The 12,723-nt window shown below is 67.6% G+C and carries 16 protein-coding genes; 15 read left to right on the top strand and 1 reads right to left on the bottom strand.

All coding sequences use genetic code 11. The features are described 5' to 3' along the window. Position 1 precedes the first annotated feature (1 nt). The 12 genes from rplO to truA all read left to right on the top strand — a co-directional run bounded on the left by rplO (position 2) and on the right by truA (position 8,748). Positions 2-457 (top strand): 50S ribosomal protein L15, encoded by a 456-nt coding sequence (gene rplO / locus M8I34_RS10445; RefSeq protein ID WP_250049181.1) that lies wholly within the window; start codon positions 2-4, stop codon positions 455-457. A gap of 227 nt (positions 458-684) precedes the next feature. Further along, positions 685-1,998 carry a preprotein translocase subunit SecY gene (gene secY / locus M8I34_RS10440; RefSeq protein ID WP_053208556.1) on the top strand — a complete coding sequence of 438 codons (1,314 nt, stop codon included), beginning with the start codon at positions 685-687 and terminating at the stop codon, positions 1,996-1,998. Then, positions 1,998-2,654 carry an adenylate kinase gene (locus tag M8I34_RS10435; RefSeq protein WP_250049180.1) on the top strand — a complete coding sequence of 219 codons (657 nt, stop codon included), beginning with the start codon at positions 1,998-2,000 and terminating at the stop codon, positions 2,652-2,654. Before secY ends, M8I34_RS10435 begins: the two co-directional genes overlap by 1 nt. Positions 2,655-2,777: 123 nt before the next feature. Further along, a complete protein-coding gene (gene map / locus M8I34_RS10430) occupies positions 2,778-3,620 on the top strand; it encodes a type I methionyl aminopeptidase (protein WP_250049179.1) in 843 nt (280 codons plus the stop codon). A gap of 211 nt (positions 3,621-3,831) precedes the next feature. Then, on the top strand, positions 3,832-4,053 hold the full coding sequence (gene infA, locus M8I34_RS10425; RefSeq protein WP_003956442.1) for a translation initiation factor IF-1: 222 nt from the start codon (positions 3,832-3,834) through the stop codon (positions 4,051-4,053). Positions 4,054-4,112: 59 nt separating this feature from the next. Further along, on the top strand, positions 4,113-4,226 hold the full coding sequence (rpmJ, locus tag M8I34_RS10420) for a 50S ribosomal protein L36 (protein WP_003956441.1): 114 nt from the start codon (positions 4,113-4,115) through the stop codon (positions 4,224-4,226). Positions 4,227-4,422: 196 nt separating this feature from the next. Continuing rightward, positions 4,423-4,803 carry a 30S ribosomal protein S13 gene (gene rpsM / locus M8I34_RS10415; protein WP_250049178.1) on the top strand — a complete coding sequence of 127 codons (381 nt, stop codon included), beginning with the start codon at positions 4,423-4,425 and terminating at the stop codon, positions 4,801-4,803. Positions 4,804-4,899: 96 nt separating this feature from the next. Beyond that, positions 4,900-5,304 carry a 30S ribosomal protein S11 gene (rpsK, locus tag M8I34_RS10410; RefSeq protein ID WP_004571845.1) on the top strand — a complete coding sequence of 135 codons (405 nt, stop codon included), beginning with the start codon at positions 4,900-4,902 and terminating at the stop codon, positions 5,302-5,304. A 26-nt stretch (positions 5,305-5,330) separates the two neighbouring features. Next, on the top strand, positions 5,331-5,957 hold the full coding sequence (gene rpsD / locus M8I34_RS10405; RefSeq protein ID WP_250049177.1) for a 30S ribosomal protein S4: 627 nt from the start codon (positions 5,331-5,333) through the stop codon (positions 5,955-5,957). 109 nt (positions 5,958-6,066) lie between these two features. Beyond that, complete coding sequence (locus M8I34_RS10400; protein ID WP_003956430.1) at positions 6,067-7,089, top strand: DNA-directed RNA polymerase subunit alpha; 1,023 nt, start codon at positions 6,067-6,069, stop codon at positions 7,087-7,089. A 165-nt stretch (positions 7,090-7,254) separates the two neighbouring features. After that, positions 7,255-7,722 (top strand): 50S ribosomal protein L17, encoded by a 468-nt coding sequence (gene rplQ / locus M8I34_RS10395; protein ID WP_250049176.1) that lies wholly within the window; start codon positions 7,255-7,257, stop codon positions 7,720-7,722. Positions 7,723-7,881: 159 nt separating this feature from the next. Beyond that, positions 7,882-8,748, top strand: a complete 867-nt coding sequence (truA, locus tag M8I34_RS10390; protein ID WP_250049175.1) for a tRNA pseudouridine(38-40) synthase TruA — start codon at positions 7,882-7,884, stop codon at positions 8,746-8,748. A 61-nt stretch (positions 8,749-8,809) separates the two neighbouring features. Here the strand turns inward: truA and M8I34_RS10385 are convergent, their stop codons facing one another. Then, positions 8,810-9,682, bottom strand: a complete 873-nt coding sequence (locus M8I34_RS10385) for a hypothetical protein (RefSeq protein ID WP_250049174.1) — start codon at positions 9,680-9,682, stop codon at positions 8,810-8,812. A 56-nt stretch (positions 9,683-9,738) separates the two neighbouring features. On the opposite strand from M8I34_RS10385, the gene M8I34_RS10380 reads away from it, so the two are divergent. The 3 genes from M8I34_RS10380 (at position 9,739) to rpsI (ending at position 12,719) form a co-directional block, all read left to right on the top strand. Then, a complete protein-coding gene (locus M8I34_RS10380) occupies positions 9,739-11,373 on the top strand; it encodes an ABC-F family ATP-binding cassette domain-containing protein (protein ID WP_250049173.1) in 1,635 nt (544 codons plus the stop codon). A 346-nt stretch (positions 11,374-11,719) separates the two neighbouring features. After that, positions 11,720-12,163, top strand: a complete 444-nt coding sequence (rplM, locus tag M8I34_RS10375; RefSeq protein WP_006604900.1) for a 50S ribosomal protein L13 — start codon at positions 11,720-11,722, stop codon at positions 12,161-12,163. A 43-nt stretch (positions 12,164-12,206) separates the two neighbouring features. Beyond that, on the top strand, positions 12,207-12,719 hold the full coding sequence (gene rpsI, locus M8I34_RS10370) for a 30S ribosomal protein S9 (protein ID WP_018090882.1): 513 nt from the start codon (positions 12,207-12,209) through the stop codon (positions 12,717-12,719). Positions 12,720-12,723: the final 4 nt, after the last annotated feature.

Here is a 12,723-nt window from a genome sequence, read left to right as displayed (position 1 = left end):
CATGGCGGAGAACAACCCGCTGAAGGTCCACAACCTCCGTCCTGCCCCGGGTGCCAAGACCGCCAAGACCCGTGTCGGTCGTGGTGAGGCGTCCAAGGGTAAGACCGCTGGTCGTGGTACCAAGGGCACGAAGGCCCGTTACCAGGTTCCGGAGCGCTTCGAGGGCGGGCAGATGCCCCTCCACATGCGCCTCCCGAAGCTGAAGGGCTTCAAGAACCCCGCCCACAAGCAGTTCCAGGTCGTGAACCTGACCAAGCTGGCCGAGCTCTACCCGCAGGGTGGCGAGGTCACGGTGGCCGATCTGGTTGCCAAGGGCGCGGTGCGCAAGAACGAGCTCGTCAAGGTCCTTGGCCAGGGCGAGGTCTCCGTGGCGCTTCAGGTTTCGGTTGACGCCGTTTCCGGCTCCGCCAAGGAGAAGATCGCCGCTGCCGGCGGCGCCGTCACCGAGCTCATCTGAGTTCGTTGGTTCAACTGACCGGGGATGCCCATCGTTTGGGCATCCCCGGTTGGTCGTTCCACGGGGGTAGGGTCGCCGGTAAGGTGGCATGGACTGTTGTTTTCCGGGGCCCCGGTCCCGGGCCCCCGCCGCGCGGGCCGTGTCCGCGCGGTTTTTAGCCGCTCACTATTCGTCGATCCTCAAGACCGTCACCTCCCGCATTCAAGGCGGGGGGCGCAGGAGGCACCGTGCTCACCGCGTTCGCCCGAGCGTTCAAGACGCCCGACCTGCGCAAGAAGCTGCTGTTCACATTGGGCATCGTGGTGCTCTACCGGATCGGCGCACACGTTCCGGTCCCCGGGGTGAACTACGCGAACGTCGAGACCTGCATGAAGCAGGCCGGCGGTAACAGCGGGTTGTTCGCCCTGGTGAACATGTTCAGCGGTGGTGCGCTGCTTCAGATCACGATCTTCGCGCTGGGGATCATGCCGTACATCACGGCGAGCATCATCCTCCAGCTGCTGACCGTGGTGATTCCGCGGCTGGAAGCCCTCAAGAAAGAGGGGCAGTCCGGCCAGGCGAAGATCACCCAGTACACCCGCTATCTGACCGTGGCGCTCGCCATCCTCCAGGGCACCGGCCTGGTGGCCACCGCCCGCAGCGGTGCGCTCTTCCAGAGCTGCCCGGTCGCCAGCGAGATCGTGCCCAGCGACTCCGTCTTCACCACCATCACGATGGTCATCACGATGACCGCCGGTACGGCCCTGATCATGTGGCTCGGCGAGATGGTGACCGACCGCGGCATCGGCAACGGCATGTCGATCCTGATGTTCATCTCGATCGCCGCCGGCTTCCCGGGCGCGCTGTGGCAGATCAAGCTCCAGGGCAAGCTGGCCGACGGCTGGATCGAGTTCTTCGCGGTGATCGCGGTGGGCCTGGCGATGGTCGCCCTGGTGGTCTTCGTCGAGCAGGCTCAGCGGCGCATCCCGGTGCAGTACGCGAAGCGGATGATCGGCCGCCGGTCCTACGGCGGTACGTCCACGTACATCCCGCTCAAGGTGAACCAGGCGGGTGTGATTCCCGTCATCTTCGCGTCATCGCTGCTCTACATTCCAGCCCTCGTTGCACAGTTCAGCGGGTCGAAGGCGGCATGGGCGACGTGGGTCGCCACCAACTTCACCAAGGGAAATCACCCGGTTTACATCGTTACGTACTTCCTGCTGATCGTCTTCTTCGCCTTTTTCTACGTCGCCATCAGCTTCAACCCCGAAGAAGTTGCCGACAACATGAAGAAGTATGGTGGCTTCATCCCGGGTATCCGGGCTGGTCGCCCGACGGCCGAGTACCTCAGCTACGTGCTCAACCGGATCACGTGGCCGGGCTCGCTGTACCTGGGGCTGATCGCGCTCGTACCAACAGTGGCGTTGGTGCTTTTCAACGCGAACCAGAACTTCCCGTTCGGCGGGACGAGCATCCTCATCATCGTGGGTGTGGGCCTGGAGACCGTGAAGCAGATCGAGAGCCAGCTTCAGCAGCGCAACTACGAAGGGTTCCTCCGCTGATGCGAATCGTCCTCGTCGGACCCCCGGGGGCCGGCAAGGGTACGCAGGCTGCGTACCTTGCCAAGAACCTCGAGATCCCGCACATCTCCACGGGGGACCTGTTCCGCGCCAACATCAGCCAGGGCACGCCCCTCGGCCGCGAGGCGAAGTCGTACATGGACGCCGGCAACCTGGTGCCCGACTCGGTCACCATCGCGATGGCCGAGGACCGGATGGAGCAGCCCGACGCGGCCAACGGCTTCCTGCTGGACGGCTTCCCGCGGAACCTGGGCCAGGCCAAGGCGCTGGACGAGTACCTCAAGGACAAGAACCTCACGCTGGACGCCGTCCTGGACCTGGAGGTCCCCGAGGACGAGGTCGTGAAGCGGATCGCCGGCCGGCGCATCTGCCGCAACGACAGCAGCCATGTCTTCCACGCCGAGTACAACAAGCCGAAGGCGGAGGGCGTCTGCGACACCTGCGGCGGCGAGCTGTACCAGCGGGACGACGACCGCGAGGAGACCGTCCGCAAGCGGCTGGAGGTCTACCACACGGAGACCGAGCCGATCATCGACTACTACAAGGCCCAGGACCTGGTCGTCACCATCCCGGCCATGGGCAAGGTCGACGAGGTCACCAAGCGCGCGATGGCGGCCCTGCCGTCCCGGGACGCGTAGCAGCACACGGCTTCCGATACGGCCGCGGTGCCCGCAAGGGGCACCGCGGCCGTATCGTGTACGGGGCGGTCGTGACGGCCGCCGGACAAGCGTTGTAGTCGGTTCAGGAAGGCGCCAGCCGTCATGGTGGAGATCAAGACCCCCGAGCAGATCGCGAAGATGCGCGAGGCGGGGCTGGTGGTCGCCGCCATTCACGCGGCGACCCGGAAGGCCGCGGTGCCCGGCGCCACGACCAAGGACCTGGACGACGCGGCGCGCAAGGTGCTCGCCGAGCACGGAGCGAAGTCGAACTTCCTCGGCTACGGGGGCTTCCCCGCGACGATCTGCACCTCGGTCAACGATGTCGTGGTCCACGGCATCCCCGACACCGAGACGGTGCTCCAGAACGGCGACATCATCTCCATCGACTGCGGCGCGATCATCGACGGCTGGCACGGCGACGCGGCGTACACCGCCTTCGTCGGGACCGGTCACTCCGCGGAGCTGGTCGAGCTCAGCCGGGTCACCGAGGAGTCGATGTGGGCGGGCATCGCGGCGGTCGCCAAGGGCAACCGGCTGGTCGACATCTCCAAGGCGATCGAGGGCTACATCCGCCGCCAGCCCCGTCCGGCCGGCGGTAAGTACGGCATCGTCGAGGACTACGGCGGCCACGGCATCGGCTCGCAGATGCACATGGACCCGCATCTGCTGAACTACGTGGACCGCAAGCGCGGCCGCGGCCCGAAGCTGGTGCCCGGCTTCTGCATCGCCATCGAGCCGATGGTCAACCTCGGCACGGCCAAGACCCACGTCCTCGACGACGACTGGACGGTCAAGTCGAACGACGGCAGCTGGTCCTCGCACTGGGAGCACTCGGTCGCGCTGACCGAGGACGGCCCGCTGGTGCTGACCGCGCCGGACGGCGGCAAGGCCAAGCTGGCCGAGCTGGGGATCACTGTGGCGCCCGACCCTTCCGCACGGTCCTGAGGACCTGCGAGCACCCTCACTTCGCCTGAGCCGACCGCCCTGACGGGGCCGTCGGCGTAAGGATCTCCCCGAGTGGGCAATAATCCTGGATTCGTCTTTTCCCAGGCGCTGTCGTAGACTGACGCGTCGGCTCTCGTGCATCCGTATGCCCTCTTGGTTGAGGGCGAGGTGCGGGGGTGTCGATCAAGGTAGCCGATTCGAAGGGCGAAGCGTGGCCAAGAAGCAAGGTGCCATCGAGATCGAGGGCACCGTGATCGAGTCTCTCCCGAACGCCATGTTCAAGGTGGAGCTCCAGAACGGTCACAAGGTCCTCGCGCACATCAGCGGCAAGATGCGGATGCACTACATCCGTATCCTCCCGGATGACCGGGTCGTGGTGGAGCTTTCTCCGTACGACCTGACGCGTGGCCGGATCGTCTACCGATACAAGTAGATCTTGTCGCCGCCCCGCTCCCGTGGGGTGACGGCACTGACCCGGAGAACCTCACACCCATGAAGGTCAAGCCGAGCGTCAAGAAGATCTGCGACAAGTGCAAGGTGATCCGCCGCCACGGCCGGGTCATGGTCATCTGCGACAACCTGCGCCACAAGCAGCGCCAGGGCTGACGCACGCCGACCACCTGCATTTCGCAGTTTTCGCGCGACGCAAGCACATACGTACATACGCAGTCACCCGACCCCGCATTTCTCGCGTGGGACGACACCCTCGGCTCGGAGGCCGGGGACCCGGCTCGTAATTCTTCAGAGTCTTACGGGAACGGTGCTGCGGAAGACCTCCGAATAGCCATCAGGAGCCACATCAATGGCACGCCTCGCAGGCGTTGATCTCCCGCGCGAAAAGCGTGTGGAGGTCGCCCTCACCTACGTCTTCGGTATCGGGCGGACGCTGTCGCAGCAGACTCTCGCCGCCACCGGCGTGAACCCGAACACCCGTGTTCGCGATCTTGCCGAGGAAGACCTCATCAAGATCCGCGAGTTCGTGGACAACAACCTCAAGACCGAGGGTGACCTCCGTCGCGAGATTCAGGCCGACATCCGCCGCAAGGTCGAGATCGGCTGCTACCAGGGTCTGCGTCACCGTCGCGGTCTGCCGGTGCACGGTCAGCGCACCAGCACGAACGCCCGTACCCGCAAGGGTCCGCGTCGCGCGATCGCCGGCAAGAAGAAGCCGGGCAAGAAGTAGTCCTCAGCAGGACGCACTGTGTGCTCCGGGGGACGCCCCCCGGACCCCTGCAAGCGGTCTTCGCTGTAGGACCGACCACCTCCACGGGAGTAATGAATGCCTCCGAAGGGCCGTACGGCCGGCGCCAAGAAGGTGCGCCGCAAGGAGAAGAAGAACGTTGCCCACGGGCACGCTCACATCAAGAGCACGTTCAACAACACGATCGTTTCGATCACGGACCCCACGGGCAACGTGATCTCTTGGGCCTCTGCCGGCCACGTCGGCTTCAAGGGCTCGCGCAAGTCCACCCCCTTCGCCGCGCAGATGGCCGCCGAGTCGGCCGCGCGTCGCGCGCAGGAGCACGGCATGCGCAAGGTCGACGTCTTCGTCAAGGGTCCCGGCTCCGGCCGTGAGACCGCGATCCGCTCCCTCCAGGCCACCGGCCTCGAGGTGGGTTCGATCCAGGACGTCACCCCCACTCCGCACAACGGATGCCGCCCGCCCAAGCGTCGCCGCGTCTGACCAGCTGAAGTAGGAGACAACACAATATGGCGCGTTACACCGGGGCCGACTGCAAGCGATGCCGTCGGGAGAAGCAGAAGCTCTTCCTCAAGGGGAGCAAGTGCGAGAGCGCAAAGTGCCCGATCGAGATCCGTCCTTACCCCCCGGGTGAGCACGGTCGCGGGCGCACCAAGGACAGCGAGTACCTGCTCCAGCTTCGTGAGAAGCAGAAGTGCAGCCGTATCTACGGTGTCCTTGAGAAGCAGTTCGTGAACTACTACAAGGAAGCGAACCAGAAGTCCGGCAAGACCGGTGAGAACCTTCTGCGCATCCTTGAGACCCGCCTCGACAACGTGGTCTACCGGGCCGGCTTTGCCAAGTCCCGCGACCACGCCCGTCAGCTGGTGCGTCACGGACACATCACCGTGAACGGCCGCAAGACCGACATTCCGTCGGCTCGGGTGGCTGCGAACGACATCATCGAGGTCCGCGGGAGCTCCCGGAACCTGACCCCGTTCGCGGTGGCGCAGGCCGAGGCCGGCGAGAGGACCGTTCCGGCCTGGCTGGAAGCGATTCCCTCGAACCTGCGGATCCTCGTGCACAGCATGCCCGAGCGCCAGGTGATCGACACCCAGGTGCAGGAGCAGCTGATCGTTGAGCTCTACTCCAAGTAAGAGCTGACCGGTGGGGGCGGTACGGAGCCTATGGCGCCGTGCCGCCCGTACCCTTGTCAGTACAGCGGGCGTCAAATAGCGGGCGTCCACGACTGAAGGATCGAACACCATGCTGATTGCTCAGCGTCCCTCTTTGACCGAAGAGGTCGTCGACGAATACCGCTCCCGGTTCGTGATCGAGCCGCTGGAGCCGGGCTTCGGCTACACCCTCGGCAACTCTCTGCGTCGTACGCTCCTCTCCTCGATTCCGGGTGCGGCGGTCACGTCCATCCGCATCGACGGTGTCCTGCACGAGTTCACCACCGTGCCGGGCGTCAAGGAGGACGTCACCGACCTCATCCTCAACATCAAGCAGCTGGTCGTCTCCTCGGAGCACGACGAGCCGGTCGTGATGTACCTGCGCAAGCAGGGCCCCGGCCTGGTCACCGCTGCTGACATCGCCCCGCCGGCCGGTGTCGAGGTGCACAACCCGGACCTGGTCCTCGCCACGCTCAACGGCAAGGGCAAGCTGGAGATGGAGCTGACCGTCGAGCGCGGTCGCGGCTACGTCTCCGCCGTCCAGAACAAGCAGGTGGGCCAGGAGATCGGCCGTATCCCGGTCGACTCCATCTACTCGCCGGTGCTCAAGGTCACGTACAAGGTCGAGGCGACCCGTGTCGAGCAGCGCACCGACTTCGACAAGCTGATCGTCGACGTCGAGACCAAGCAGGCCATGCGCCCGCGTGACGCCATGGCGTCCGCCGGTAAGACCCTGGTCGAGCTGTTCGGTCTGGCGCGCGAGCTCAACATCGACGCCGAGGGCATCGACATGGGCCCGTCCCCGACGGACGCCGCCCTGGCCGCCGATCTGGCGCTGCCGATCGAGGAGCTGGAGCTCACGGTCCGCTCGTACAACTGCCTCAAGCGTGAGGGCATCCACTCCGTGGGTGAGCTCGTGGCGCGCTCCGAGGCCGACCTGCTCGACATCCGCAACTTCGGTGCGAAGTCGATCGACGAGGTCAAGGCGAAGCTGGCCGGTATGGGCCTGGCGCTGAAGGACTCGCCTCCCGGGTTCGACCCGACCGCCGCCGCCGACGCGTTCGGCGCCGACGACGACGCGGATGCGGGCTTCGTGGAGACCGAGCAGTACTAAGAGCTCGGGCGCGACTTCCGGATTGTGACTGCGCGGCCGCTGTGGCTGGTCGCGCAGTTCCCCGCGCCCCTTACGGGGGCGCAGGTTGTTGCCGGTGAGCGACCGCTCACCGGGTCCTGACCTCGGTACCTAATACGGCCGGGGCAGATACCAAGGAGAAAGAAAATGCCGAAGCCCGCCAAGGGTGCCCGTCTGGGCGGCAGCGCTGCGCACGAGCGCCTCATGCTGCGCAACCTGGCCACCTCGCTCTTCGAGCACGGCCGCATCACGACGACCGAGGCCAAGGCCCGTCGTCTGCGTCCGTACGCGGAGCGCCTGGTGACCAAGGCGAAGAAGGGCGACCTTCACAACCGCCGTCAGGTCATGCAGCTGATCTCGGACAAGAGCATCGTGCACACGCTCTTCACGGAGATCGCCCCGCGGTTCGAGAACCGCCCGGGTGGCTACACCCGTATCACCAAGATCGGTAACCGCCGTGGCGACAACGCGCCCATGGCTGTCATCGAGCTGGTGGAGGCGCTGACCGTGGCCCAGCAGGCCACCGGTGAGGCCGAGGCCGCGACGAAGCGTGCGGCCAAGGACGCGGAGGCGGCCACGGCTGCCGAGGCGACCGAGGAGTCGAAGGACGCCTGAGTCCTGACTTACGTGTGAGCGGGTCCGCCCTTCGGGGCGGGCCCGCTTTCGCGTGGGTGGGCGGGCTGAGCTCCGCCGTGGGCGGCGGGGCGGGCCCGCCGCGGCCGGGTTCTGCCCGTGCCGCACCGACGGTCCACGGCGTGAGGGAGGATTGCTGTCGTGAGTGACGAAGTGGAGCCCGGGTTCGTCCGGGTACGGATGGACCTTTCCTACGACGGAAAGGACTTTTCCGGGTGGGCGAAGCAGGCCGGCGGGCGGCGGACCGTGCAGGGGGAGATCGAGGACGCGCTGCGGACGGTGACGCGGTCCGGGGAGACGTATGAGCTCACCGTGGCCGGGCGGACGGACGCGGGGGTCCACGCGCGGGGCCAGGTGGCGCATGTGGACCTGCCCGGGGCGGTGTGGGCCGAGCACCGGGAGAGGCTGCTGCGGCGGCTGGCCGGGCGGCTGCCGAAGGACGTGCGGGTGTGGCGGCTGGCCGAGGCGCCGTACGGGTTCAACGCACGGTTCTCGGCTATCTGGCGGCGGTACGCGTACCGGGTGACCGATCACCACGGGGGCGTGGACCCGCTGCTGCGGAGCCATGTGCTGTGGCACGACTGGGAGCTGGACGTCGACGCGATGAACGAGGCCTCGCGGCCACTGCTGGGGGAGCACGACTTCGCGGCGTACTGCAAGCGGCGGGAGGGCGCGACGACGATCCGTACGCTCCAGGAGCTGAGCTGGTCGCGGGGGGCGGACGGGATCATCACGGCGACCGTCCGGGCGGATGCCTTCTGCCACAACATGGTGCGGTCGCTGGTGGGGGCGATGCTGTTCGTGGGGGACGGGCACCGGCCGGTGGAGTGGCCCGGGAAGGTGCTGGCCGCCGGGGTGCGGGACTCCGCCGTGCATGTCGTACGGCCGCACGGGCTGACGCTGGAGGAGGTCGGCTACCCGGCCGATGAGCTGCTGATGGCGCGCAATCAGGAGGCGCGGAACAAGCGGACGCTACCCGGGAGCGGGAGCGCGGCCGGCTGCTGCTGACCGGTGGCCTGGAAGGCCTCGCCGGTGGCGCCGCCGGGACGGGCGGCGCCACCGAGGACGGTCAGGACTTGCCGGCCTTCTTCTGGGCTTCCCTCAGCTGCTGCTCGGCGACCTTCGCGGCCTGGTCCTTGCCGCGCTGGGTGATCTGGCTGAACGCGTAGGACCCGCCGTCCTGGGCGATCTGCCGGGCCTTGGTCTCGGTGGCGGTGACGTCCTTGCCGTTGAGGTAGCCGGCGATCGTGAAGTAGGCGTAGCGGCCGGTGGCATTGGTCGCCATCCGGCACTTCGTGCCCTGGCAGAAGTCCGCGGGGACACCGCCGCCGGGCAGCGGCATGAGGTTGGCCTTGTTCTCGTTCATGACCTTGGCGGCCTTGGCGGGGGAGTCGAAGACCGCGATGCCGACGGTGACGGCGACGCCGCCCTTGGCGTACGTGGCGCGCAGCAGCTGCTTGCAGCCGTTGTGGGACAGCGACGAGACGAGCGGTCCCTGGGCGGCGGCGGTGCAGTCCGTGGTGGTGGCGGTCTTGGTGCGCGGGTAGCTGTGCTCGCCGACGACCATGCTCTTCTGCGCGAAGAGGGTGGCCGGGGTGAGCGGCGCCTTGTCCTTCTTCGGGTCGGAGATGAAGTCCCGCGGGTTGGGCGGGGGCGGCACGGAGACGTCGGGGAAGGACGGCTTGTCGTCCGGCACCGCGGCCTGGTCGGACGCCGTGGGCGCCGCCGTCGGGTTGCCGCCCGGAGAACCACTGCCGCCGGCCATGACGGCGACGGTGACGATGCCGGCCACCGCGAGGGCCGCCAGCGCACCGCCGCCGATCCACAAGCGGCGTTTGCGGCGTGCCTGTGCCTCGCTCTCCGCGGCGAGTGCACCCCAGTCCGGAGTGGACGACGACGAACCCCCGGGGCCGTCGAACGGCCCCCCTTGCCCAAAGCTCATGCCGCGCATCCTAATGGGGTTGGTGGAACGCTCGAAGGGGGGTCACAATCCCGCTCATGGGACATCTTGAGGCCGGACATCTGGAGTACTACCTGCCGGACGGGAGGGTCCTGCTGGGGGATGTGTCCTTCCGGGTGGGAGAGGGCGCGTCGGTCGCGTTGGTGGGGGCCAACGGTGCCGGCAAGACGACACTGCTGCGGCTGATCGCGGGGGAGCTCCAGCCGCACGGCGGGGCGGTGACCGTCAGCGGCGGACTGGGCGTGATGCCGCAGTTCGTGGGCTCCGTACGGGACGAGCGCACGGTGCGTGACCTGCTGGTCTCCGTGGCGCAGCCGCGGATCAGACAGGCCGCGGCGGCGGTGGACGCCGCCGAGCTGGCGATCATGACCGCCGGGGACGACGACGAGGCCGTGCAGATGGCCTATGCCCAGGCGCTCAGCGACTGGGCCGAGGCGCGCGGCTACGAGGCCGAGACGGCCTGGGACATCTGCACCATGGCCGCGCTGGGCATGCCGTATGAGAAGGCCCAGTGGCGGCAGGTGCGCACGCTGTCCGGGGGCGAGCAGAAGCGGCTGGTGCTGGAGTCGCTGCTGCGCGGCACGGACGAGGTGCTGCTGCTGGACGAGCCGGACAACTATCTGGACGTACCCGGCAAGCGCTGGCTGGAGGAGCAGCTCCGGCAGACCCGTAAGACCGTGCTGTTCGTCTCGCACGACCGGGAGCTGCTGGCCCGTGCCGCGGAGAAGATCGTCAGCGTCGAGCCGGGCCCGGCGGGATCCGATGTCTGGGTGCACGGCGGCGGCTTCGACACCTACCACGACGCGCGCAAGGAGCGTTTCGCCCGCTTCGAGGAGCTGCGGCGGCGCTGGGACGAGAAGCATGCGCAGCTGAAGAAGCTGGTGGTCTCGCTGCGGCAGGCGGCCTCGGTCAGCCATGAGCTGGCCTCGCGCTATGCGGCGGCGCAGACCCGGCTGAAGAAGTTCGAGGAGGCCGGGCCGCCGCCGGAGCCGCCGCGCGAGCAGGACATCACCATGCGGCTGCGCGGCGGGCGCACCGGCGTACGGGCGGTCACCTGCGAGAACCTGGAGCTGACCGGCCTGATGAAGCCGTTCGACCTGGAGATCTTCTACGGCGAACGGGTCGCGGTCCTCGGCTCCAACGGCTCCGGCAAGTCGCACTTCCTGCGGCTGCTGGCCGGGGACGAGCAGAACCCGGTCCCGCACACCGGCGCATGGAAGCTCGGCGCCCGGGTCGTCCCGGGCCACTTCGCGCAGACCCACGCCCACCCGGAGCTGCTGGGCCGCGCCCTGCTCGACATCCTGTGGACCGAGCACGCCAAGGACAAGGGCCAGGCCATGTCGGCGCTGCGCCGCTACGAGCTGGAGCAACAGGCCGAGCAGCGCTTCGAGCGGCTCTCCGGCGGCCAGCAGGCGCGCTTCCAGATCCTGCTGCTGGAGCTGTCCGGCACGACGGCGCTGCTGCTCGACGAGCCGACGGACAACCTGGACCTGGAGTCGGCGGAGGCGCTCCAGGAGGGGCTGGAGGCGTACGAGGGGACGGTGGTGGCGGTGACGCATGACCGCTGGTTCGCCCGGTCCTTCGACCGCTACCTGGTGTTCGGGTCGGACGGGCTGGTGCGGGAGACGTCGGAGCCGGTGTGGGACGAGCGGCGGGTGGTGCGGGACCGGTAGCGGCGTTTTCCCGCCGGAGCGGGTGTGCAGCGTGCGGCGGCCGACACCCACGGTGACCGTGGAGGCGGCGGTGGGACGGGACCGCACGCCGGTTCGGGGGGCGTTTTGACCCGACCGGGGCCGGGCCGGTATTCTGCCTGTTCGTTATGCGTATTGGCTTGCTCTATCTCACGTGAGGGGGCCCTTACGCGGTCCATCGGGCCGATGACCAGCGACGGACGATCGGGTTGCGTCACCCGTAGTGCCGCTCCTGCTGGTGTGATCGATCGTGGTGACCAGTACAGGACCCGTCCCCGCGGCCCCAGGGCCAGGGGATACCCCACCTCTGAAGAAGCGAAGGCTAACCGTGCGTACGTTCAGCCCCAAGCCCGGCGATGTCCAGCGCCAGTGGCACATCATTGACGCGCAGGACGTTGTCCTGGGCCGTCTGGCCACCCAGGCCGCGTCCCTCCTGCGGGGTAAGCACAAGCCCGTTTACGCGCCGCACGTTGACATGGGTGACTTCGTCATCATCGTCAACGCCGACAAGGTGCACCTGTCGGGCAACAAGCGGACCCAGAAGATGGCCTACCGCCACTCTGGCTTCCCGGGTGGTCTGCGCTCCGTCCGCTACGACGAGCTGCTCGACAAGAACCCCGAGAAGGCCGTCGAGAAGGCCATCAAGGGCATGCTCCCCAAGAACACCCTCGGCCGTCAGATGCTCTCGAAGCTGAAGGTCTACGCGGGCGCCGAGCACCCGCACGCTGCGCAGCAGCCGGTCCCGTTCGAGATCACCCAGGTCGCGCAGTAAGTCCGGCCACCCCCTAAGACGACAGAGAATTCTGAGGAGCATCGTGGCCGAGACCACTCCCGAGACCGTCATCGAGAACGACGACGCCGTCGAGGAATACACCACTGAGACCGAGGTCGTGGAGTCGGAGTACACCTCCGAGTCCCTCGCCTCCCGCTTCGGCGACCCGCAGCCGGCTGCCGGCCTGGGCCGTCGCAAGAACGCCATCGCCCGCGTCCGGATCGTTCCGGGCACCGGCCAGTGGAAGATCAACGGTCGCACCCTTGAGGGCTACTTCCCCAACAAGGTGCACCAGCAGGAAGTCAACGAGCCCTTCAAGGTGCTCGAGCTCGACAACCGCTACGACGTCGTGGCCCGCATCTCCGGCGGCGGCATCTCCGGCCAGGCCGGTGCGCTGCGCCTGGGCGTGGCCCGTGCGCTGAACGAGGCGGACGTGGACAACAACCGCGGCGCGCTGAAGAAGGCCGGATTCCTCAAGCGTGACGACCGTGCGGTCGAGCGCAAGAAGGCCGGTCTGAAGAAGGCCCGTAAGGCGCCGCAGTACAGCAAGCGCTAATCCG

Source organism: Streptomyces sp. MCA2, from assembly GCF_023544705.1.
GTDB classification, from domain to species: domain Bacteria; phylum Actinomycetota; class Actinomycetes; order Streptomycetales; family Streptomycetaceae; genus Streptomyces; species Streptomyces decoyicus.
The sequence above is the reverse complement of the archived record's forward strand: the minus strand, read 5'-3'. Positions and strand labels throughout refer to the sequence as shown.